Raw genomic sequence first — 22601 nt, 5'->3', positions numbered from 1 at the left:
TCCCTCACTCCGCCGCTATCGCGTCAGGTGCCAAGCGATCCGCCAGCGTGTTGCAGTACCAGTCGACAAACTGCAACACACCGGATTCCTGAGTGACTGAATATGGGCCGGGCACGTAGGCCGGGCTGTTGATGCCCAGCTGATTGTCTTCGACGACTTGGCGATCTTCGTCATTGGTAGCCATCCAGACCTCGGTCAGGCGTTTCAGATCGTAGTCGACACCCTCAACAGCGTCCTTATTAACCAGCCATTTCGTAGTGACCTCGGTTTCCGTCGGACTGATCGGAGTAACGCGGAAAACAATCGAGTGGTCTGCAAGAAAATGGTTCCAAGTGGTTGGGTAATGAAACTTCAGCAGCGACCCTGCATCCGCAAATGGCGATTGGCCCAACCAACGGCGCACAGCGGACTTGCCATCCATCGTATAGCTTTCCGCGCCCTCGTTCAGCGGCATTCGGGCCAGGCGGTATTGCCCGTCGCTATGCAGGTAGAATTGTGAGGGCAGTCCAGCGGCTTCGCAGCGATCGAAATGGGCCTGCATACGAGGTGGTGTTTCACCACCTTCGATACCTGTTATAGCAGGATCGTCGGGAAAGGTGCGGCACAGCGACGGGTGATTTCCACCGCAGTGATAGCATTCGCGGTTGTTTTCCCAGACCAACTTCCAGTTGCCTTTCTCGATGATCGAGCTTTCAAAGGCGACCTTGGCATTGGCCAGATCATGCGGCTCAAGGTAGGGGCGAGCGGTGTTGGCAAAAGTGTCGAAGTCCGGTGCTTCTTCTGCCAGACAGATATAGACCAACCCGGCCAGCTCTCGGCAGTGAACAGGTTTCAAACCGTGCTGTTTCGGGTCAAAGTCCGGCCCCATATCCCGGGCCCAGAGAAGCGAGCCGTCCAACTCGTAGGTCCACTGGTGATACGGGCACACCAGCTTGGGCGCATTGCCCTTGGCTGCTTTGCATATAACCGAGCCGCGATGGCGACATGTATTGTGGAATGCCCGGATTTGATTGTCTGCGCCACGCACAATGATCACGCGATACGCGCCGACAGTGTGGGCTACATAGTCTCCGGCCTTAACCAGTTCGCAGGCCGGAATGGCAAACAGCCAGTCGCGATAGTGAATGGTTTCAAGATCAACCTGAAAAACCTCCGGATCGGTGTAAAAGGCCTGTTCCAATGCGTAACCCGATGTTCTACGGGCCAAAAGGGTTTGAATATTGTTCACTTCTAGCTCTCCTGCCGCGCCCCGTGGCGTAGCTTGGGCAGATGACAAAGGAGACCCGTCCGGAGACGTGCGAGGATCACGTCCGAAACCTGTGCCCCCCACCGCCACCCGCGGTTTGACATATCTGAGAGGCTGGTTTCCGGACTTGGAAGGGGCTTGCGCCCGGTTTCGACACCTTCCCGGAATCCTCGTTCCAGTGGTTGATTGCCGAACCTGACCTTCGTTACCGTTGCGGGGGCAGTGCCGGAATTTCACCGGCTTCCCAATTCTCTGCTGCTTGAGAATCAAACAGCAGCACCTCACACGCGCAGGATATTTCCGGCACGTATCGGCGCTGAAATGCTTGCGACAATTCCAGCGCCAAAACAGACATGGAGAACTTAGGTTTGTGTTACTGCATAATGCGTTTGATTGAAACGTTTCTCAGACCGTCAGAACACCGTCCATCACAAGCTGCGCGATTACGGCATCGAACTTCTCAATCGTCTCGTCAATCAATGCGGGCGTGTGGGGCAGCCCCGTGACACACGAAGTGTGGGACATGAAATCCACCCCATGCGCCAAAAGCCCGTCCTTTAGCCCCCTGACTAATGCCGGAGGCGTCTTACGGATTTGAGCCGCATCCAAGCCCTCGATCGAGCGCGCTCCGAAATACAAATGGCAGGTCGAACTGTCACCATAGGCCGACGCTTGCACCCCGTGTCGTGCGAAGACTGCATTGAACCCACGGCGCAAGCGTTCGGCCATTGCATCGGCATGGGCTTGCACATCGCCCGTGGAAAGAATCTCCATCGCACGCACGGCGCCGGCCGCAACCATCGGGGCCGCGTTGAACGTTCCTTTGTGGCTGACCGGGGGGGACAAGCCATCACGGTTTGCCGCCGGGCTTAGAAGTTCCATCAGATGCGCTTTGCCTACAACCGCACCACCGGGCAATCCTCCGGTCACGATTTTGGCAAGTGTGGTCAGGTCTGGTACGACACCGTCCCGCGCCTGACGCCCACCAGGCGACCAGCGCAGGCCGGTGATGACCTCATCAAAAACCAGCACACAGTTCAGATCGTCCGCGATTTGCCTAATGCCTGGTAGAAATCCATCAGGCAACGGCACAGATCCATAATTTGCACCAGAGGCTTCGACGAAAACTGTCCCGATAGTGCCGTCCACTTCCAGCAAGGTGTTTATCCGATCCAAATCAGGTGGTGCGACAATTGTCATGTCCGATATTGCTTGTGGAACACCCAGAGACGGGGGCGTGTTCACACCAGGTTTGGATCCAGTAATCAGGAGATCGTGCCAGCCGTGAAAATGCCCGTCGATGCGCAGCACCTTGTCCTTGCCGCTGTGGGCGCGCGCAACGCGCAACGCTAACATCGTTGCTTCGGTCCCTGATCCGGTAAAGCGCACACGTTCAGCTGACGGGAATAGTCGGCTTAGCCATTCCGCCCACTCAACCTCTAACGGATGGCAATCACCAGTATAGGGCATCCGGTGCATTTGCTGGGCGACAGCCTCGACAATTCCAGGGTGAGCATGACCCAAAATCTGGCTCGCGGCACCAAGTTTGAAGTCAATGTAGCGCTTTCCTCCCACATCCCATTTTTCTGCCCCCAAGGCGCGTTCGAAATAGACGGGGTCCGGTGCGCGGTAACGCAATTCGTGACTTACGCCACCGGGCATCACGGCGCGGGCACGAGCAGCAAGGGCTGTGTTTCGGGGTTCAGAGACCATTCGACTATTTTCCATGGTTTAAAACGATTGCCTTGGGAGAAAGATAGGCGGCAAGTCCGGCCAAACCTTTCTCACGCCCAATTCCGCTACGTTTGACACCGCCAAAAGGTACGGAGTCATTTGCCGTTAGAAACCCGTTGACGAAAACCTGCCCCGCCTGAACCTGTCGGGCTAGGCGCAGGGCGGTATTGCCGTCACAGGTATAAATCCCTGCGACCAGCCCAAAGTCAGAGTCATTGGCCAGCGCCAGTGCGTGATCTGCATCGTCACACAACTGCGATACAAGGACCGGGCCAAATACTTCATCTCTGGCGATCTCAGACTGCGGTGGAGGATTGGCGAAAATCGTAGGTGGGTAGAAATACCCGTTCGGATATGCCTCCAAAACACTGCGACTGCCACCAAGCGCCAACCTGTGACCTGCGGCCTTGGCACGGTCTACAAATCCTTCGACCCGGGCGATTTGGCCCGAATTGACGAGTGGTCCGATATCCGGGCTGTCTAACGGGTGGCCCAATGTCATGGCGCGTGCTTTCGCGGCGACCTTGGAAATCAGCGCCTCGTGAATGCCCGGCGTACAGACTAGCCGCGATCCAGCGGCACAGACCTGACCTGCATTAAAAAAAATACCACGCAGCACGCCCTCCGCCGCCGCATCAAGATCGGCGTCGTCCAATACAATGATCGGAGACTTGCCCCCCAGTTCCAACGTCACACCAGCCACTGGAGCCGAGGCCGCTTGCATTACCTTACGTCCTGTCGCGGTCGAGCCGGTGAACGTTACATGGTCGATCTCCGAATGCCCTGCCAACTGCGTGCCGATATCCCCGCCACCCGTCACCACATTGAACACCCCATCAGGCAATCCCGCTTGCGCAGCAATCCGGGCAAGCATAACAGCCGTAAACGGAGTCAGTTCAGAAGGCTTTGCGACCACTGTCGCCCCGGCTGCCAAGGCCGGTGCAACGCCGCGTGCCAGTGTCGAAACCGGGTAATTCCACGGAAGTATATGAACAGTGACACCAACTGGTTCATTCACCGTAAATACCGTCTGATCCGGGCCGCTCGGAATGGTATCGCCCTGCAACTTGTCACAGGCTCCGGCATAGAAACGGAAGTATTCTGCAGCGCGCCCGACATCCCGAAGCGCCTGCGGCAATGGTTTGCCTACATTGACCGCCTCAACCGCCCCCAAATGGTCAGCATTTTCTGTGATCAGTTCCGACACGCGGTGCAAAATGCGAGCGCGCTTGTCGGGGTCGCAATCGGCCCAGACTTTCAGCGCTCCACGTGCGTGCTTAACCGCCCGATCCAACTGACCTGCATCGGCATCGGGAAATGTTCCGTACATTTTCCCAGTGGCGGGGTCAGTCATCTCGCGCGCCGCACCTTTACCCATCACAGCGGCCCCACCCAACCACTGGCATGCGGCATTGAGGTCAGTATCCAAACGGGGATGCTGGATCATGCGGACCATCCAATCTGCTGACGGGTCAAGCGAATACCGAACTTATTGCCGTTTCTGACCACGTCTTGCTCAGACGTATCCATGAAACAGGTATCGGTGGCGTCATTGTCCAGCACCTCAAGGTCACCAAAAACACGAGCCAAATCAGGTCCACCGAACCATTTCTGCCGCACATCTCTCACATCCACCCAACCGGGCGGATTCTCTACGGGTGACTCTGATTGCGCGTGCCGTTCTCTGCGTCCACGACGCTGTACGGAAGCGGTCATGTCCAATCAGCTCCCTTTGCATCCTTTGTCATAAAGCAGGAAAAAAGGCCTGTTGGACAAAAGTTATATTCTCACCAATTGATGAGCAGAACTTATGAATGAGGCCCACCTTTTGATTATAAAACACTTGATGTCGCCAGCGTAGTTTGCAGTTTCATCGCCGTGTAGGGAGACAGTACGGCTTACCAGACCGCAAATGCCAACGGTTACCTGGCGGCGTTCCGCAACAATTTGGGTGAATGACTCGGGGATGTCTGCTTTTGAGGTGGCGGGTCAGCAACTGGAATTGGTTTCATAGCGACTTCAGACAAATGGCCCCACGTCACATACAAAACCGCGACCACGAACAGTGGCAAAAAACCAAAACCCTAGCTCATGTTTTACGGAACAAAACTCTATCGCTAAAGCGGTTTTCGGAGGCGCAATTTCCCGAAAATCTACTTGACACCAGAGCTCTTACCACAGCGGCCAGTTTCTAACATTCAATCGCGTCGGGTTTCAAAACCATCAAACTTTCCGACTCAAGAAATCTTTGATGCCCGTAACTACCGGGCGCAGAGCGCTCATATTTGCGTTGTCGCCCATGTGGGCCACACGGAAAACCTCTTCCCTGTTTGTGCCAAAACCGCCAGCGATACGAATGCTGTGATCAGCAACCAGGGCTGCCACCAGGTCCGAGGATTGAAACGCCGCCCCGGCCCTGACGGCCGTTACCCCGGGCGCGCGCGCACCGACTTGGATTTGCATCTCGAACCCCATCGCCTGCATCGACCGGCATAGGTAATCGCGCGCTTCGCTGTGGCGAGCGTATCGGGTGTCCAGCCCCTCGGTTAAAATTTTGCGCAATGCCACATCAAGTGCCCGGACGCCAGCCACTGGCATTGTCGTCAAGCTCGGATGCCAATCGCGCGCAGCGTCGTATTGATCCCGCCAGCGGAGAATGTCAGTGAAGCCACCGCGTGGAGTTTGTTTGGCCTCGATCTGCGGCCAGACATGGTCTGCCACGGCCACAAGTCCCAGACCCGGCACGGATTCCAACCCTTTCTGGGATGCCGAAGTCATAATCGACACCCCCCAGTCATCCATCTGGGCCGGGCACGTGCCCAGTGCACTGACGGAATCGACCAATACCGGCACGCCCTCGTCCCGGGCAACTCTGGCCAACGTATCGACCGGGTTCAGCAAGCCGGTGGAGGTTTCAACATGGGTAAAACATACGAGGTCAATTTTTTGAGCGAACAGAGCCTCGCGCAGCATTTCTGGGTCAGCGGGTTTGCCTTCAGGCACTGGCAACAGAACTGCTTTTGCACCACAACCCTCAACAGACTTCTTCAGAACGTTGCTGAAATATCCTGCGTCAAGGATCAGGGCTGTCTGCCCTTCATCCAATAACGCGCGGGCGGCCATTTCATTCGCCAAGGTCCCACAGCCCGGGACAACGGCGACATGACCGCTGGTCCCAAAGAACTGTTGCAGGTTCTCCGTCACACGGATGTAGACCTTGGAAAATTCGGAACCTACATGCAACGCCTGCGACCCGTATTGCGCCGCGAGCACCTCTTCAGACACCTCGACCGGGCCCGGTGTAAAGTTTCGTATGAGGCCCATCAGTAAGTCGCCCGCCCCCCCGACAGGTCAAACACTGCTCCGGTGTTAAAGGTGCAATCGTCAGACGATAGCCACATGACCAGACGCGCGGCTTCCTCAACCCAGCCCAGTCGCTTCATCGGAGACTTGTCGATCATGATCTGGACAAAGTCAGGTGCCATCTGGTCCAGAATAGCCGTTTTGATGGCTGCGGGCGCTATACAATTCACCCGGATATCAGTCTGCGCCAACTCCTTTGCCAAGGACTTGGTGAAGCCGATCACACCTGCCTTGGCCGCCGAATAAGCCGAGGCGTTCGGCGTTCCTTCCTTGCCCGCAAGCGAAGCCATATTGATGATGCGGCCAAAGCCACGCTCTTGCATCACCGGCACCACTGCGTGGGCCAGGTAGAATGTTCCCGTCAGGTTCACCTCGATGACCCGCGCCCATGTCGACGGGTCGTTTTCGACCACAGGCAGGGTCGGTCCAGCAAACCCAGCATTGTGTGACAAGAAGTCGATTCCGCCAAATACCTCACGCGTTGTCGCAACGGCGTCGGCAATCTGATCCGGTTGGCTGATGTCGATTTTGCAGAACAGTGCACCGTCCGGCGCGTCACATGGTTCAGCCAGGTCCCAGATTGCTACCTTGGCCCCTGCGGCCGCATAGTGTCGGGAGATTTCGGCACCGATCCCTGCGGAGCCACCGGTCACGATCGCAGTGCGACCAGAAAAGTCGTAACTTACATTGCTCATGCGTATTACCGGATAAAGGTTTGGACGTAGTCAGCACCCAGACCGACTTTTTCGAAATGCGCCCGGCACATGTCGATCTTGGTGAACACATCTTCATAGCCCAGATGTTTTCCGTCCGGATCGACGTAGTACATTACACCGTTGACCTGAAAATAGGTGATCATCTCGTCCACATCATCGGGCACAACCAGCGTGTGTGTCTCACCCGGCGGTTCAAACACATACCCACCCTCGCGGGCCTCCCAGTCGTGTTCCAGGTAATGCCAGCGACCTTTCAGCACGAACCCGTGGACAGCGTTCGGGTGCCGGTGACGGGACAACACGCCGGATTTGGTAACTTTCAGCAGGTTCATCCAGTAGCCCTGACTGACATTCAGGCATAGCGGCCGAAAGAACACATTCTCGGTCTGCTGGACCCACATACGCGGATCGCCTTCAGACAGCGCATCGGGAATCACGATCTCGGGCAATGCGTCCTGCGGCATCGGGTGTTTGTAGGGAACGCGCGGATTTTCGTCTTCTGTGACCAGTGGCATGTGCTTCCTCTCAGACCAGACAGCGGCGGTTTTAGGTTGTATTCGTATGATTTTGTCCATATTATGGACAAAGGAATCTATATATGGACACACTACGCGATCCGCACAGATGGTCAATCAGCAAAAAATCATGACGACAAAACAGGTACAGGGCACCCAAAGCTTTGCCCGCAGCATTGGGTTGCTGCAGCATATATGTGACCGCTCAACACCGCCTGGTGTGCAGGATTTGCTTTCGGAATGCGACTTCACCCGCCCAACGCTGTACCGGCTGCTGGGTGGGCTGGAGGCCGAGAATTTGATCACGCAAACACCTGACCGGCGCTACAAGCCTGGGCCGCGCCTGGTCAATCTGGCGCGCTCGGCGCTGGCCCAAACCGACATCCGCACCCTCGCCAGAGACGCCCTTGAAACACTGCGCGACAAAACCGGTGAAACCGTACATCTGGCAATTCCCAGCGGCGAGGGCCTTGTCTACATCGACAAAATCGAAAGCCGTGAAACGGTAAGGATGGGCTCAACGATAGGCACATTTGTTCCCCTTCATTCCAGCGGTGTGGGTAAAGCTTTTTTATCCGCTCTGCCTGAGCAGGGCTTGGTTTCGTATCTTGAACACGCCAATCTCAAAGCGATCACGCGGTTCACGACAACAGATCCGGAACTATTGCGCAAACAAATCGAACATTGCCGTACCCGAGGGTACATTTTCGACAATCAAGAGAATGAAGAAGGCATCGTTTGTTTCGGTGCTGCGATCTTGAACGACCGAGGACATCCGGAGGCTGCTATCAGCGTCTCGGTACCGTTGTTCCGGATAAAGGACGACAAATCGATTTATGCGGAACCGCTCTTGAATTGCGTTCGGGAGTTGTCAGCTCAGTTGGGTAACCCGTGAAACCCACGGGCGCAAGGAGGGAGCAGAATCTGAACCCGCCCAGTTCGAAAACTGAATATCCGAAGTTATCCTGACAGCATCTCCAAAAAGACCTTTCCACGTTCAAAAGTCCACCAACTTGCAATTACGCCGCAAACGAGAGCAATCGACACTCGCAACGAAACCTCGGGGGTCGGGCCGAGCCTTCTAAACAGCAACAACAGCGGCCAGATTACCAAAACAATTGCAAGCTGCCCGACCTCGACCCCGACGTTAAACGCCAACAAACTCTGCCAAATGTTCGGGGACGTCACCTGCAGAATTTCGTGCAGCACAAAACTGAAGCCGAGACCATGAAGAAGCCCCATCAGGACCGTAATGGCAAAGACTTTTCTATTGGAGTCTTTCCCCGCGTTATCCTCCATAACCGCCAGAAATGCAGCGTAGATGATCGACAGTGCGATTCCCGTTTCAACGAAAGGAACAAACCACGCCGCGGATGGCACGTAGCCAAAAAATCCGAGCGACAGGGTCACGCTGTGGCCAACCGTAAAGCCGGTGACCCGCCAGAGAAGCGCATGCAAGCCACTCGCGCCGATGACGAGGCATATCACAAACAACACATGGTCGATGCCTTCCAGAATGTGGCGCACGCCTTCCCAGACGAACGTAGCAATGCCCGCAATTCTGGACCTGGAAATTTCAACTGGCTCATCCATAAGACCACGGGTTCGAAAGACCAGCGGATCACCAGAGCCATAATCCAGAATGAGGTTTGCCGTCATCTCCTGATCTGGCAAACCGGGATCCAACAGACTTGAAAGAGTATAGGACGACGGCGCGCGCCCTAGGTCGTAGAATATCGTGACATCCACCACCACGTCGCCGACATAGGCGGGCGGAGTACCAAAACGGGTTGAGCCATTTGATATCGCCTGTTTGGCCTCACTCAACGTCGCAAAACCCGGCTCTGCGTTCACTCGATGCACCGATACAGTCTCGACAACTCCAAGTACTCGCGCGCCTTGGGTCTCCAAAACCGTATTGGTTTCCGCAATACGGCCCAAGCCAAGAGGATCGGCAGCAAGTTCGGTCGGGTCAACAAAGTGTACCACCTTGCCGTCCTCCAACGCGTTTGTTGTGAAAGGTGCTGCTGTCGGCAGACCGTCTTCGCCCGGCTCGCCAGTCTTGTCTGCCACAAGATACGGCATCGGCATGCGAAGAAACATGCGAAGACCATCGCTTGTGTGCTCAACATGAAACACGCGCACATTGAGGTTCAGAAGAAAATGAGCCTGACTGGCGACTGCAAAGACGATCAGGCAGCCAGTTGCTAGGACTAAGAGTGTATTACGCAGCCAATTAGACATCTGGTGAGCGTGCCTCCAACACTGTGATTGCCGAGAGGATCCAGTTTCCCCGGTCGGGCCGGAATTCTACCCGTGCGCGATAGTCCACCCAGCGTCGGTGATCATGCCCCCAGTGTCCGGCTCGGGCATCGACACGCCATTGCGCGACGCCTTCGAAGGCACCGTGACGGTTCATGTCACCTTCAACGATTGCGACATCCGTGACATCGGCAATTTGCGCACGCCCTCCGCCCGGCACCTGAATCGTCAGGCTTGTTTCCAGTTCCGCCGCCAAGTCAGCTTGCGATGCGTCGAAGACTATTGGCCCCAGAGCTTTTTTCCGTCCGTCGGGACGCATTTCCAGTCCAGCCACGTAGGTGTTCAGCAGAAGTTGGGAAAAAACCGCCGCTGCAAGTTGATCTTCGGTCTGGCCGGTGATCTGTGTCACGAACGCAACCTTGTTTTTACCTGACATTGCCATACCAGCGACCAAGCACCCCAGGGCGAGTGCCGCGAAACCAAATCGCACGTGTTTCTGCGCGGAACAGGCGGCGATCACTCCTGCTCCGGCAACAAGGACAAAGAACATCAGGGGCCAAAGCGGAACAAAAACTACTCCTGCCGCCGGAACTGGCTCGACGTTGGGATTTTCGTATCGTTTTAAGTGGTTGGTCCAGATGACCTCAGGGACGTCGGGTGACGCCCAATTGTAAAACGGGCCGGCACTATCTGTCAGCGTCACGGGAACCTTCTGGATATTTTCGTCAAACATGTCCCAAGAGATCGACGCCGTGGCCGGTAAATCTGGAACGGGATAGGACAGTATCACGCCGACAAAGGTCGTGTCGGCAACGAGCATCGGTGAGTCTTCGACCACCTGATATCCCCGCGCCCCAATCGTCAGAAATGACCCTCGAACCGATGCGGGGGCAACGAACTGATCCGAAATGCGCACCGGATTGCGAACCGTGAACTCTTTCAGAGCTGCGGCCAAAAGTTGGGACTGGCGTACAGGGTCTAGGCTGGCACCAGTCGCCAGGTTTTCGCCGATCCACGGTGCTAGTTCCCGAACACGGATAAGGACTTCGTGCCGAAGCTCCCGCGGTGCTACATACAGAAACGAACTGGTGCCGCTTTGTGCGGCACGATTGAGATTCGGGTTGCTGAAGGCCGTATACCATGGGTCGGGCCAATTGATCCGAAGCTGAGTATCTCTTTTCAGAAAGCTGAACCGAGTGACGGGTACAGCGCGGTCAAAAACCATGAACCCGGTGGATGCGGCCGGCGATCCATCCGCAGCGTAAATGGGGCGGATGATCAGGGATTCGGGCTGCGCGCCCTCAAAGCTGAAGAAGGCCTCAAGGTAAAAAACGTCGGGATTATCAGGCGGCCCGGGTACTACGGCTCCGGAAATGGGGTCCTTCATGCCAGCAAACGGAGAAGCCCGGTCAATTCGTTTTCGGCGCTCCATGCTCAAAAAATGGAACGGCAGGGGTCGTCCGTCAGCGTGGGCGACAAAAAATACATTCTGATCCTGATCCGGGAACTGAAGAAATGAAGCCGGAGTCGAAAGCGGGCTGGCCACAAGTTCTGACGACAGCGCGCGTTTGAAAATCGGCAAATCCTCGGGGTAAATTTCCAACTCCAGTCGAACGCCTTCATCCTCCAGTCGGAAAACAGCAATATTTTTCGCGACTTCGGCCCCACTGAACGGGACCACGTCCCCTTTTGCGGTGGTCGCCAAGACAGAGACCGCCACTATCGCCATCAGGCTTCTGATCTGTTTCGACAATATCGCCATAAGCCGTACATACGCCGATAGACGCCCTTTCTACTTTTTCGGATACACGAGTGTCATGGACAGTCGCCCTCCCCACCCGTCAGGGCCGGAGTCCGGAGAGGTCAGGTAGTATCGTGCGCCCGCTTGAAGAGACACGCGCTGCTTTCCGATCTTGACCAGTTTGGAAATCATAAAGTTCAACGGGGCGGTCCATTCCTCAGCGTTCCAGTCATACGTGGATTCCGAATTCAGTGTGTATGTCCAAGCTTTCTGAGTGGTGTGCGCCAGGAAAGGCTGGACATAGGTCGAGTCGATGTCGCTGCTTTCGAAGGACCAGATGTGATTGGCCAGCCCGCCTATGGTCCAAGGTCCCTCTTGCACCAGAACGACCCCGGTTATGCCACCCCCCCATTCGCCAACGCCCAACTCTCGATCACTGGATGTCGGCACGTAAAAAATCGGCCCAACTCCCCAGGTAAATGACGATTTTGTCGGGCTGAACCATAGGCTTACCGTTGTATCTCCGAAGCCTTGGTTGTTGCCGGACATGCCGGAAACATCATTCTGCCATTTGTAGGGAATGATCGTGCGTGTGATCAGGTTCAGATTGTCGCTCAGAGAAAATGGGATGACGGGCTGAATGTTCAGCGTCGTCTGATTGCCATCGGCGCTGCCATACCCACTGTCGTAGTTGAACTGGAACGGAACCGAGATCAATGAGGCCAGCGGGTTCGATAGTTGCTTCGCCAGTTCCGAGTCATCAGCGACCGCTGGCGATGCCAAAATCGAAGCCAGAACAGATGCTGAGACCAAGGCACTCTGTCGAAACAGGCATAGTAATGAGTATTCGGCGTAGAATTTCATCAAACTGGTCTTTTCTCAGAGTAATGAACCAAGGCGTCGTCGGACAAGTGGGGCAAGCGTTTAGCAATCTGGTGCTTACATTCAGACCCGAAGTTTTGTGATTTCAAATGGTTCGCGGTGACCCCGTGAGGCGCGCCCGGCGAGGGCGCGCCAATTGAAACCGGATTATTTGTCGTCCGGCATTTTCGGCGGTGTGTACCCTTTCCACTTCCCGGCCAAAATTTTGTCAGATGGCTTCTTTTCCTCGGACCGTGGCGCATTGTTGTACGCCTCTGTGACAGATGGCGGCAGCGCGTATTCATCCACCGACGCCTCGCGCACGATGATTTTGTCCTTGGTGACGTTTATAACCGTAAGGTCGCGCGTGAGCGTAAGATCCCCATCATAAGTCGTACGAATGCCTTCGAGAATTGCTTGGTAATTCTCGGGGGAAAGCACCGAATGATATCCAACCGCATGACGAGGCTTGACTTCGGCCATGACTTTGCCAAAGGCCGCGGGCTCGGTGTGAACGCGTGTAGATACATACGTCGCTTGACCCAGGGTCCAACCGAAGTAGGGTGCCAGCGCTTTCGGTGGCAGGAAGGCTTCGTGCGATGCGATGTCTGCGCCTTTGGCGTATTTCACGTACCAATTGTTCGGATAGGTGTCGCCACCGAAGACATATTTCAGCCCGTTCCATTCCAGAGAATAACTCACCGATCCATCCAGAAGATGAATGGCCGGCCAGGATCGGATCGTTACACCGTTTTCCTGATATACGATCTCGTTTTCCTGCATGTAGTCGAATTCTGTCACTTCGATCTTGCCGCCATCGTCCGGCAATGCGCCTGTGCGACCTTCAAGATCCCAGGCGTAGGCTTTTTGGCTGTTTTCAACAAAAGCCTTGATGCCCAGTTCCGGAGTCGATCCGGTTGGCCCGTATATCCGCAACGGGGTGTAGCGACCGGACAGCCAGCTGCCGATGTGCAGCCCCATGAAGTCCCCAACATGATCGACATGCAGGTGGCTGATGAATACTTTGTCAATTTTCGAGAAATCCGGCCGAAGCGAGAACAGGTTGCCCATCGAACCCATTCCGACGTCGAACAAGAACACATCACCATTGCCAAGCTCTACCAAAAACGAAATGGACACGGCGGCCTTGGTTTGGTTCGGCATGCCGGTACCCAATGCGGTAATCCGCATTTCATCTGTTCCCAGAATTTCCGTATTTGGGAAATAGCTGGCCGGATACTCTTCGTCACTGATTTGGGTTGCTGTTCGCCCCGTCGGCAGGTTTTCGGCCAGAGCCGCCGCCGCACCGAGGGAAAGGGCCGTCGCTGTACAAGCCAACGCCACATTCCGACATTTTCTACCAATGGTTAAAAACATAGTTCCCTCCTTCGTTTCTGATGTTCACAAGTGGGGCAGTCATGTCGGCTCTCTGTTGTCCGGCCGCTTGTCTGAAATTCGGTCTGTTTTCTCCTGTCTCAGTTGCAGGCGATGCCGGGTCCGCAATTGCAAAGATCGTCCGCGTCGGTGGCTTCACAATTGCGTACCGCGCGACGCTCGTGCCGACGATGTACACCCGCCACCGAGCCTGGTGACATGGGGTGTCCGAAATGGTCGATGAACAATGTGCCCGGACCTGTGGTTTGCGGAATGTCCCCGGTGATCACCTTGACCCCGGAATATGTCATCGTTCCCGAACCACTCAGCGGGCGTTGCGACAGTTCGACAACAACGTCTACGGGCTGCGCACCGTCGGCAACGATGGTCAGCAAGGCGTTGGGCGGGTCTACGGCAAAGCTGTCATCGCCTTCGGACACCATGTCCAAAAAGCCTTCTATGCTCAGCACACCAGCATAGCGAACTGGCCGATCGCAGAAGAACGTGACGATCGGGCTGACATCTTCCATGGTTATCGTGTCACCGGCCATAGAAACCGAACCGGCATTGTGCACAAACAGCGCCTTACATTCTTCGCTATTACTGTCCTGTGCGTAAGCGACGGACATGAGACCGATCATGATGGTAAATGCGGTGAGAAGCACTTTGCGAAATCGTTTAACCATTCCCATCTCCTTGCATGCGTGACCGAGGGTCATTGTGTCTGGCCACCCACTCGTTTAGCCGACAGTTTATTTTTTATCTGTGCACCTGAGCCTTGGGGCCTGTCGCCTCCTGATTGACGTATTGCATCAGTTCGAGCCTCAGATCCTTGCAGATCTGTTGAAATTCAACCGCTCGGGCCCGTCCGCTCTCTCCTTGCGCCTCAAAACTGCGCAGCGCGATTACCGCCTCGCCGAAGTCGCGGCAAATGGCCTGAAACTTTGGATCGCTCCGCGACAAGGACATGATAATGAACTCATCGCTGGGGGACTGGTTCACCAGTTCGGTACAACCGGCAGAAAGATAATTTTCCACTTGCTTCCCTCCGTAAAAGCCATTGGCCATCAGTGAGAAACTCTTTCCCGCGAAACATCCATACGGATACCCCGTGGCGACATCAGACTAACAGTCGAGAACGCGGGCTTGGGGTACAGAACATGTTTGAAACATGTAAAAAACATTAAAAATTCTTTGGTTTGAATGTAATACTGGACGCAACGCGACTCAGCCAGTTACTGTTTGAAGCGAGTGGATGGAACGAAAACAAACGACAGACACTTCGATGGAAAGTCAGTTTTCCGAGCGTGAGTCACTGCCATCGCCCGAACAGGCGGCTATAGACGAACAGCTCGCGCGTATGTTCGAGAGTTCTCAGTTTGGGGCCAATGATCGCCGACGCGCGTTCCTCAAATACATTATCGAAGAGACCCTAGCAGGACGCGCAGACCGGCTGAAGGGGTATTCGATTGGCGTTTCCGTTCTGGGGCGTTCCGAAGACTTCGACGCGACGTCCGATCCGGTTGTGCGCCTGGAAGCACGTCGCCTTAGACGCGAACTGGAACACTATTACCTCACGGATGGGAGCAATGATCCTTTGGTGATTACCATTCCCAAAGGGTCATATGTGCCTTCGTTCGATTTCCGGGATCAAACGTCGGCAACGCCCAATTCTGCGGAACGAGCAAGAAGGTCAGGCAAAGCCAGCTGGCGCGCACCAAATTGGCTCTTGCTGCTATTGTTGGTGTTGCTGGTCGCCATTTCAGGCTACTTGCTGGTCGAAAGCCTTGAACCGGACACCCCGCCTGGGGATCAAGCCATAACCGATCCGGACCTATGGGGAGATTTGCCGATCGTGGCCGTGATGCCGTTCAACCCGTTGGGCAGCAGCGCGGTTGCATCCGTAGCAGCCCGAGGGATTGCCGAAGACATCACGACCGATCTGGCGCGAGTTCAGGGACTGCGAGTGATCTCGTACGCGTCAACTGCCGAACTGTCTGACGAAGCGGTTGACCTGATAGATCAGGGGCGACAGCTGGGTGCGACGCATATTTTACGCGGCAGTCTACAGACGATGACAGATGGCTATCGGCTCAACATCGGTCTCGTCGACGTGGACAGCCGCAGCGAAATCTGGGCCAAGCGGTTCGACTACAAAACGACGGACCGGTTCGATACACAGACTGAGATTTCGCGAGAGATCAGCGCCACATTTTCAATCGAGCTGTTCCCGGAACTGACTTCGCGGATCGAGGATGCGCGCTGGACGCGCCGTGACGCCAGAATCTTGTATCAGCAGGCACTGGACATCATTCACCCCCCGAGCGACCCCGCGCGGTTTGACGCCGCACACGCCTTGCTGCAGCGTGTGGTGAGTCTGGAACCAAACGCCCCTCACGGTCATGCAGGGTTGGGTTTCGCGGAATCGCACCGAGCGTGGTTTGGCTTGGCGCCGAACACAGATGAAACTCGCGATGCAATCCAGCAATATGCTGAAATCGCACTGGAAAAAGACCCTGCCAATGTTCGCGCCCTGTTAACACTGGGCAACCTTGAAATGCTGAAGGGTCAGCCGCAGAAGGCAATTGAATTCGGCCAACGCGCTGTTGAACAAGAGCCGAGCTCCAGTCTGGCTCACGGCTACTTGGGATTGTTCCTGTTGTACGCGGGCAAGCCGGAACAGGCCATCACACCCCTCAAACGGTCGCTAAGCCTGGACCCCCTCAGCATCCGGCGACCCTATAGGAACATACTCGGAGTGTCTCAATTCCACGCGGGACACTACAGGGACAGCCTGAACACATTGCAGGAAAACTTGGACCTCGGCGGGCCGTTTGGGATACATATGATGGTTTACCAAGCCGCTGGTAACGCTGCGCTGGAGCAGTTCGACGAGGAAGCGGCGATCCTTGAGAGACTTTCGGCGATGATCGCAGAAGGCGAGACATTTCCGCTTAGATGGTGGCTGGAGAGGGTGATCTACGATCCCGAAATGATGCAGCCAGTTCTGTCGGAATACGAAAAGGCCAAGTCGCTGGCCGATGAGCGATAGCCAACTGTGGTTACCAGCTCTGACCCTTTTTTCGCATGCTTTTTTTGGGCTGGTCTCAAATCTTGGGCTCTGTTGCCCTCACCTGAGTTCGGAAAAGCGCAGGAAATGACTGACCGCGAGACCCCAGAAGCCGCAGCCGACTACAAGAGCAGGACTGCGTCTACCCTGCCCGGAAGAGCCTCAGATTTGATTAAAACTCGTCCATTACAAACACTCAATCCAAGCCAGTCTAGACCCGTATGCTCCCCACGCTTGCCACAAAGTTCGAAATAGTCTTTCCTAACTATAAGGAATTTGTGTGTTTTGTGTTTTGAGGTGTTTTATGACCCGCCCGTATGATAGCAGGAAGCGTATTCTGGTTACCGGCGGCGCCGGATTCTTAGGCTCCCATCTCGTCGATCGTCTACTTGAACGCAAGCACGAAGTCCTTTGCGTGGACAACTTGTTTACCGGAACCAAACGGAACATCGACCATCTGCACAACCATCCCCGGTTCGAGTTTCTACGGCATGACGTGACATTTCCCCTTTATATTGAAGTGGATCAGATCTTCAATCTGGCTTGCCCCGCCAGCCCGGTCCACTATCAGCACGACCCAGTGCAAACCACCAAGACCAGCGTACATGGTGCAATCAACATGCTGGGCCTAGCAAAGCGCCTACAATGCCCGATCCTGCAGGCCTCGACTTCCGAGGTTTACGGCAACCCAAGTGTGCACCCGCAGACCGAAGACTATTGGGGCAACGTCAATCCGATCGGGCCGCGCTCGTGCTACGATGAGGGCAAGCGTTGCGCCGAAACGCTGTTCTTCGACTATCACCGCCAGCACAATCTCGACATCAAAGTGGTTCGGATCTTCAACACCTACGGGCCGCGCATGCATCACGCCGATGGGCGGGTGGTTTCAAATTTCATTGTGCAGGCCCTGACCGGACAGGACATTACCATTTTCGGCGACGGCTCCCAGACACGTTCGTTCTGCTATGTTGAGGATTTGGTAGAAGGGTTCCTACGCATGATGGACAGTGGCCCGGATATGACCGGCCCGGTCAATCTCGGCAACCCCGGTGAGTTCACCATGCTGGAACTCGCCGAAATTGTGCTGCGCCAGACAAAGTCAAAATCAAAGATCGTCTATCAGCCGCTGCCCCAGGATGATCCACTTCAGCGCCGCCCAGACATTTCCATTGCGAAAGAAAAACTGAACTGGGAGCCCACCGTCGAGCTTGAAGAAGGGCTTAGGAGGACCATCGATTATTTCCGGCATCTCGTGAAAGAGGTTGGCCTAGTCTGACGATGCTTGAGCCCCCCTATCTCAGATACAAGATTAGCGCGTTACCTTGCCCCATTAAGAGCTGATCTTCCCGACCCCGGCCGTAGCTATTAAATAGCGGTTCGCCGTTTGCACCAACGCACTTCTACGATTGACATACGAGCCAAGCCTCTAATTTGATTGACAAAAAACTGGCGCAACATGAGCCCTTTCTCAAGCGCCTTGATCGAAACGCAATTGCCAGCCATGCTGAGTTTGCCATCCGATTGTGATCGGACACCTGTATTTTTGGGTATGAGTTTATTTGTTTTGCCTGGGACTTTTCTTATGGACGAGGGATTTGAACCTTTTAGAACACCACACCCCGAACGCCTCGGACCTGCGGTCGTCATTTCGGTTTTAGCCGCGGTCGCGACTGTATGTCTCTTCATTCTCTATGCAGTAAATGGAGAGGCAATTGCAGACACCATGTATGAGGCGCAAATCTGGCCCTCTGTTAAAAACGGATTCTCCAGAAACGGTGCAGTTCCGTCTATAGAATTTTATAGAACGGCAATCGAACGCACACTGTTCTACCTCTTGCTCATATCCGGACTGGGAGTGCTTGTTAGCCTTTCCTTTTCTCCGCGCCTTGCTGGCAACCGACAAATCGGCGGACTGGCAAGTAGGCTGGAATCGTCGGCATTTCGAGACACCTGCATTCTAGTCTACCTTTTGATTATCGCGACTGTGTTGCGGCTGCCGGGGTTGAACCTGGGAATCTGGAGGGATGAGGCCTCCACCTATTTCGAAGCGGCTTCGGGCAGTGCCTCGGCCGTAATTGACATGGTGAAGTACGGGGAACTGAACCCACCGGGGTTTTACCTGCTCACTCACTACGCAATCGAATGGCTTGGCACCGGTGAGAACGCGCTAAAGATATCACCCTTTGTCTTCGGTCTGATGGCGATCCCTGCCGCCTATTACCTTGCCAGAGTCGCCGATTCGCGCCGGGCCGCCCTGCTTGCCGCATCGCTAGTTACGATTTCCCCGGTCGGCATCTACTACGCGCAAGAAGCACGACCCAACACGCTTGCGGCACTGCTATGTTGTCTCGTGACCCTCTTTTTACTCACAAGCCTCAACAGCAGACATCGCACTTGGTCGCTCATAGCGTTTGTCCTGTGCGCCAGCTTGCTCATTTATGTTCAATACACTGGCCTGATGCTGCTTGTGTCGCTTGCGTTGGCCACAATAGTTCTGGTGGTTCGCCGTCCTGGACAGGTGCCTGCCCTTCCATATCTTATCGCCGGCTTCTCTATTTTCGTGATCTATCTACCGTGGATTCCGATCTTTTTTGACCACCTCGGAACCGGCACACCGTGGACACCGGAGAGCGAGTGGTCGGACAAGCCGCGCGCCATCTACAAAAACACAGCATACTTGCTACCGTGGAGCAGCCAAAAATCGATCATCGCGAAGATCACGCTGGGAATGGCGGCGCTGGCAGCGTTTTGTGCTTTGGCTTGGTACGTCGTCGGTTTTTTTCGGCGCCAGCAGCTCCCCGCTGCATCCCAGCGAGAAGAGACGGCCATGTTCGTGTTGGCCACAGCCCTGCTTGGGCCAATTCTAATGCTAGCGGCGTTGTCTCTGACTGGTCGCTACATGTTTTCATTCATACCAATCGCCAGCGCGTTTTTTGGTATTTTTCTGGTTCATGCAGGCCACCTGTTGAGCCAACGCGGTTGGCGCTGGTTACAACCCCTGCCCGTCGCCATTGTTGCACTTTTTGTTTGGACGCTCTTGAACGTGTGGGATATCGCGACGGCGGATCGGCTTCCAAAATCGGGAATTCGGACCGTTGCTAGCGATATTGACCCCAGTTCCAGTGAAACGGTTTATCTTCTCAGTCCCGATTTCACCGCTCCAACATTTGGTTACTACACACGGGAAAAGAATGTACCGTTTGCGGGCTTCGCCCGGCTTGAAGATCCCCATATCTTCAGACCTCAAGATTATGCCGAGACATGGAGCCGCGACGCGGCTGTACCAGAGACCATCGATTATCTACGGCGCAAGGCCACCGAGGGATACGTCCGACTCGCCTTGATCGAGGGTGGGGGCTGCCACGTACTGGAAGACACGGGTCAGATGCAATATTCGCGAGTACGCGATCTTCGGGCAGAAATTGACCGGTTGTTATCACCAGTGAGCTTCACCAATTATTCTGCCCGCATCGAGTGTGTGACCGTTACCGAGTATGATCTGACCGGTTTGGCCAATGATGGGTCAACCACAGGAGCTGACTGAAGCACGGCGTTCAGAGAAATCTATGGGCCGATGCATATGAAATGTAGCCACTTTTCGCAAAACACTTATGGGCGCCCCCATTTTTGTTTCCGTTTTTTTGCCCCGGAAACAAGAATGCTCTTAGGCCATATCTCCAAGACATTTTGAGTTCTGCTCGTTTGACCCAAATAGCGCACGGCGTGCCCAGACTTTGACCTCTCGCATCGCCGGGACCTAGCGTGCTCAAGCATTGGACGTCGAATCCTTTGACCAAAACCTCTAAAGCGGATAGCTTTTAATTGTTTTTTATTGTGTGCGGCTTTCGTTTTTTGGTTAGCCGGAGGTGTGTGTTTGTGAAAAAGTTTGTTGTGAATTCTTCTCCTGGTAAACAGGTCGACGGTTCGGATCCCATCAGAATTAAGTTGGCAATTTGTTATCCGAGGAAGGTCTCATGACCCATGAAGCGCATGAATTCCGCGCGACGGATTCAATTGCGCTTTCTGTCGTGGTGCCAACTTTCAACGAAGTTCGTAATGTCGCTGAACTTGTGAACAAGCTTGATTCCGCGCTCGACGGAATCTCTTGGGAAATTATCTTCGTAGATGATGCGTCGCCTGACGGCACAGCCGACGCTGTCCGGAAATTGGCGCGAACAGACCGGCGCGTACGGCTCATCTCACGCCACAATCGGCGTGGGCTCTCCTCAGCAGTTGTCGAAGGTGGTCTGGCCGCTGCATCGGACGTGGTCGCCGTTATGGACGGCGATTTGCAACACGACGAAACCATCCTGCCAAAGCTTTATGAAAAAGTCGCAAGTGGCGAGGCCTCCATTGCATCGGCCAGTCGCTTCCTAGCCGAGGAAAAACCATCAGGATTGTCGTCCGAGACGAGAGTGAAGATAAGCAATACAGGCATTCGACTTGCCAATCGACTTTTCAACCTCGACATGACGGATCCGCTGACCGGTTTTTTCGTGTTTCGTCGAGAAGTGTTGCTGAGAGCTTTGCCCGACCTCTCCGAGATCGGCTTTAAAATCCTGCTGGACCTGATTGCGGCTTCGCGACCACGCCCAAAAGTCGTCGAATTGCCATTCATGTTTCGTGAACGCGTGCACGGCGAGTCAAAACTCGACACTGGCGTGCTGTACGAGTTTTTCCTTTTCTTCATCGAGAAAAAAATCAGCCGCTTTCTTCCGCTTCCCGCGCGCTTCATCTCATTTGCAATGATCAATTGCGTAGGCATCATTTGCCATATGATCGTTTTTATTGCGGTCGAGAGACTCTTTGGCGCGACATTTGCTGCCTCTCAGCTCATGGCGACATTCGTTGCACTCACGTTCAACTATTCTGCTAACAATGCCATCACCTACAACGATCGCCGCCTAAGGGGCGTCGACTTCTATTTCGGCTTCGTGATTTTTGCGGTGCTGTGTTCGGTCGGTATCTTCGCCAATATCGGTGTCGCGACCATGCTGCACGATCAATACAACAACATGATTGATCTTGCCCCGGCTATGGCTGGCGCGCTGATTACGGTCGTTTGGAACTACGTCGCTACCCAAGCCTTCGTTTGGGGCCGTGTACGGTATCCGTTTCTTGCATCGCGAAAGAGCGAGAGGGCAAATTCATGACAGAAGCCACCTTAAACGACCTGCACGCAGAACCGTCGAAAAGCGACGACCAGAAATCTCAGGCAGAGCACAAGAAACCTGGGCGCACCGCTGGGGAAAACGTGTCTAACGTCCACGATCCGGATGCATCGAGTTGTACCGAAAACCAAAGCTTGAAAGACCGCGTCATGGTCTTGATGAAGCGTCATGAGACGTTGGTCAAATACTTCATAATTGGATGCACGGCGAGTGCCATAGACGTGTTGCTCTTTCTGATCCTCTACAATGCAGTTGGCACCACTGCCCTAGTCGCGCACTCAATTTCAGTTCCGACTTCGGTATTGTTCAGCTTTTTCGTGAACACCAGGCACAACTTCAAGACCAACGATTACCTAGGCCTGCGCCTGGCGTCTTTCATCGTCGTTTGCGGGATTGGCTATGTCACCGGCTACGGTGTCATCTACGCAGCGCAAGTCGTTGGCCTTGATGCAAATGCAGGAAAAATTCTGTCTTTGCCCGTCGTATTCGTCGTCCAGTATTTGCTGAACTCTCGCATCACCTTCCGCAAAGTCGTGTAGGTCGCACAA

19 protein-coding genes and 1 riboswitch are annotated in these 22601 nt (G+C 54.8%); of the genes, 6 read left to right on the top strand and 13 right to left on the bottom strand.

All coding sequences use genetic code 11. The features are described from left to right. Positions 1-4 precede the first annotated feature (4 nt). The 7 genes from ABLN94_RS16095 to ABLN94_RS16065 form a co-directional block, all read right to left on the bottom strand. Complete coding sequence (locus ABLN94_RS16095; protein ID WP_352994118.1) at positions 5-1228, bottom strand: aromatic ring-hydroxylating oxygenase subunit alpha; 1224 nt, start codon at positions 1226-1228, stop codon at positions 5-7. 113 nt (positions 1229-1341) lie between these two features. Next, positions 1342-1545: riboswitch (cobalamin riboswitch) on the bottom strand. A gap of 106 nt (positions 1546-1651) precedes the next feature. Then, positions 1652-2959, bottom strand: coding sequence for an aspartate aminotransferase family protein (locus ABLN94_RS16090; RefSeq protein WP_352994116.1), 1308 nt, complete (start codon positions 2957-2959; stop codon positions 1652-1654). A 4-nt stretch (positions 2960-2963) separates the two neighbouring features. Next, positions 2964-4427 (bottom strand): aldehyde dehydrogenase family protein, encoded by a 1464-nt coding sequence (locus ABLN94_RS16085; RefSeq protein ID WP_352994114.1) that lies wholly within the window; start codon positions 4425-4427, stop codon positions 2964-2966. Further along, positions 4424-4696 (bottom strand): hypothetical protein, encoded by a 273-nt coding sequence (locus tag ABLN94_RS16080; protein ID WP_352994111.1) that lies wholly within the window; start codon positions 4694-4696, stop codon positions 4424-4426. The genes ABLN94_RS16085 and ABLN94_RS16080 overlap by 4 nt, the downstream gene beginning before the upstream one ends. A gap of 507 nt (positions 4697-5203) precedes the next feature. Beyond that, positions 5204-6304: a pyridoxal-phosphate-dependent aminotransferase family protein gene (locus ABLN94_RS16075; RefSeq protein ID WP_352994108.1), complete on the bottom strand. Its 1101-nt coding sequence runs from the start codon at positions 6302-6304 to the stop codon at positions 5204-5206. After that, positions 6304-7038: an SDR family NAD(P)-dependent oxidoreductase gene (locus tag ABLN94_RS16070; RefSeq protein WP_352994105.1), complete on the bottom strand. Its 735-nt coding sequence runs from the start codon at positions 7036-7038 to the stop codon at positions 6304-6306. Before ABLN94_RS16070 ends, ABLN94_RS16075 begins: the two co-directional genes overlap by 1 nt. A gap of 5 nt (positions 7039-7043) precedes the next feature. Further along, positions 7044-7574: a 2,4'-dihydroxyacetophenone dioxygenase family protein gene (locus tag ABLN94_RS16065; protein WP_352994102.1), complete on the bottom strand. Its 531-nt coding sequence runs from the start codon at positions 7572-7574 to the stop codon at positions 7044-7046. On the opposite strand from ABLN94_RS16065, the gene ABLN94_RS16060 reads away from it, so the two are divergent. Further along, entirely contained in the window at positions 7561-8469 is a 909-nt protein-coding gene (locus ABLN94_RS16060) for an IclR family transcriptional regulator (RefSeq protein WP_352994099.1), read from the top strand. The genes ABLN94_RS16065 and ABLN94_RS16060 overlap by 14 nt on opposite strands. Before the next feature lie 65 nt (positions 8470-8534). Here the strand turns inward: ABLN94_RS16060 and ABLN94_RS16055 are convergent, their stop codons facing one another. The 6 genes from ABLN94_RS16055 to ABLN94_RS16030 form a co-directional block, all read right to left on the bottom strand. Beyond that, positions 8535-9578 (bottom strand): HupE/UreJ family protein, encoded by a 1044-nt coding sequence (locus ABLN94_RS16055; protein WP_352994096.1) that lies wholly within the window; start codon positions 9576-9578, stop codon positions 8535-8537. Positions 9579-9810: 232 nt separating this feature from the next. Next, positions 9811-11565, bottom strand: a complete 1755-nt coding sequence (locus ABLN94_RS16050; RefSeq protein WP_352994093.1) for a hypothetical protein — start codon at positions 11563-11565, stop codon at positions 9811-9813. A 63-nt stretch (positions 11566-11628) separates the two neighbouring features. Continuing rightward, a complete protein-coding gene (locus ABLN94_RS16045) occupies positions 11629-12441 on the bottom strand; it encodes a transporter (protein ID WP_352994091.1) in 813 nt (270 codons plus the stop codon). A 165-nt stretch (positions 12442-12606) separates the two neighbouring features. Then, entirely contained in the window at positions 12607-13815 is a 1209-nt protein-coding gene (gene gntH / locus ABLN94_RS16040) for a guanitoxin biosynthesis MBL fold metallo-hydrolase GntH (RefSeq protein ID WP_352994089.1), read from the bottom strand. A 98-nt stretch (positions 13816-13913) separates the two neighbouring features. After that, positions 13914-14498: a hypothetical protein gene (locus tag ABLN94_RS16035; protein ID WP_352994087.1), complete on the bottom strand. Its 585-nt coding sequence runs from the start codon at positions 14496-14498 to the stop codon at positions 13914-13916. A 73-nt stretch (positions 14499-14571) separates the two neighbouring features. Continuing rightward, the gene (locus ABLN94_RS16030) at positions 14572-14850 is read right to left on the bottom strand and encodes a hypothetical protein (RefSeq protein WP_352994084.1); all 279 of its coding nucleotides are present in this window, start codon (positions 14848-14850) and stop codon (positions 14572-14574) included. Positions 14851-15067: 217 nt separating this feature from the next. On the opposite strand from ABLN94_RS16030, the gene ABLN94_RS16025 reads away from it, so the two are divergent. The 5 genes from ABLN94_RS16025 (at position 15068) to ABLN94_RS16005 (ending at position 22592) form a co-directional block, all read left to right on the top strand. Beyond that, a complete protein-coding gene (locus tag ABLN94_RS16025) occupies positions 15068-16864 on the top strand; it encodes a tetratricopeptide repeat protein (protein WP_352994081.1) in 1797 nt (598 codons plus the stop codon). 322 nt (positions 16865-17186) lie between these two features. Beyond that, entirely contained in the window at positions 17187-18158 is a 972-nt protein-coding gene (locus ABLN94_RS16020) for a UDP-glucuronic acid decarboxylase family protein (protein ID WP_352994078.1), read from the top strand. A gap of 159 nt (positions 18159-18317) precedes the next feature. After that, a complete protein-coding gene (locus ABLN94_RS16015; protein WP_352994075.1) occupies positions 18318-20426 on the top strand; it encodes a glycosyltransferase family 39 protein in 2109 nt (702 codons plus the stop codon). A 430-nt stretch (positions 20427-20856) separates the two neighbouring features. After that, on the top strand, positions 20857-22035 hold the full coding sequence (locus tag ABLN94_RS16010) for a glycosyltransferase family 2 protein (RefSeq protein ID WP_352994072.1): 1179 nt from the start codon (positions 20857-20859) through the stop codon (positions 22033-22035). Then, on the top strand, positions 22032-22592 hold the full coding sequence (locus tag ABLN94_RS16005; protein WP_352994071.1) for a GtrA family protein: 561 nt from the start codon (positions 22032-22034) through the stop codon (positions 22590-22592). Before ABLN94_RS16010 ends, ABLN94_RS16005 begins: the two co-directional genes overlap by 4 nt. Positions 22593-22601: the final 9 nt, after the last annotated feature.

The sequence above is a fragment of the Ruegeria sp. SCP11 genome, assembly GCF_040329455.1.
Taxonomy (GTDB): Bacteria; Pseudomonadota; Alphaproteobacteria; order Rhodobacterales; family Rhodobacteraceae; genus Ruegeria; species Ruegeria atlantica_E.
Note: the sequence above shows the minus strand (reverse complement) of the source record. Positions and strands in the feature narration are given on the sequence as shown.

Bases quoted from the DNA above. Each gene is read 5' to 3' on its own strand.
- ABLN94_RS16090 (WP_352994116.1), bottom strand. From the start codon at position 2,959: ATGGTCTCTGAACCCCGAAACACAGCCCTTGCTGCTCGTGCCCGCGCC.
- ABLN94_RS16085 (WP_352994114.1), bottom strand. From the start codon at position 4,427: ATGATCCAGCATCCCCGTTTGGATACTGACCTCAATGCCGCATGCCAG.
- ABLN94_RS16080 (WP_352994111.1), bottom strand. From the start codon at position 4,696: ATGACCGCTTCCGTACAGCGTCGTGGACGCAGAGAACGGCACGCGCAA.
- ABLN94_RS16075 (WP_352994108.1), bottom strand. From the start codon at position 6,304: ATGGGCCTCATACGAAACTTTACACCGGGCCCGGTCGAGGTGTCTGAA.
- ABLN94_RS16070 (WP_352994105.1), bottom strand. From the start codon at position 7,038: ATGAGCAATGTAAGTTACGACTTTTCTGGTCGCACTGCGATCGTGACC.
- ABLN94_RS16065 (WP_352994102.1), bottom strand. From the start codon at position 7,574: ATGCCACTGGTCACAGAAGACGAAAATCCGCGCGTTCCCTACAAACAC.
- ABLN94_RS16050 (WP_352994093.1), bottom strand. From the start codon at position 11,565: ATGGCGATAGTGGCGGTCTCTGTCTTGGCGACCACCGCAAAAGGGGAC.
- ABLN94_RS16045 (WP_352994091.1), bottom strand. From the start codon at position 12,441: ATGAAATTCTACGCCGAATACTCATTACTATGCCTGTTTCGACAGAGT.
- gntH (WP_352994089.1), bottom strand. From the start codon at position 13,815: ATGTTTTTAACCATTGGTAGAAAATGTCGGAATGTGGCGTTGGCTTGT.
- ABLN94_RS16035 (WP_352994087.1), bottom strand. From the start codon at position 14,498: ATGGTTAAACGATTTCGCAAAGTGCTTCTCACCGCATTTACCATCATG.
- ABLN94_RS16025 (WP_352994081.1), top strand. From the start codon at position 15,068: ATGGAACGAAAACAAACGACAGACACTTCGATGGAAAGTCAGTTTTCC.
- ABLN94_RS16020 (WP_352994078.1), top strand. From the start codon at position 17,187: ATGACCCGCCCGTATGATAGCAGGAAGCGTATTCTGGTTACCGGCGGC.
- ABLN94_RS16010 (WP_352994072.1), top strand. From the start codon at position 20,857: ATGACCCATGAAGCGCATGAATTCCGCGCGACGGATTCAATTGCGCTT.
- ABLN94_RS16005 (WP_352994071.1), top strand. From the start codon at position 22,032: ATGACAGAAGCCACCTTAAACGACCTGCACGCAGAACCGTCGAAAAGC.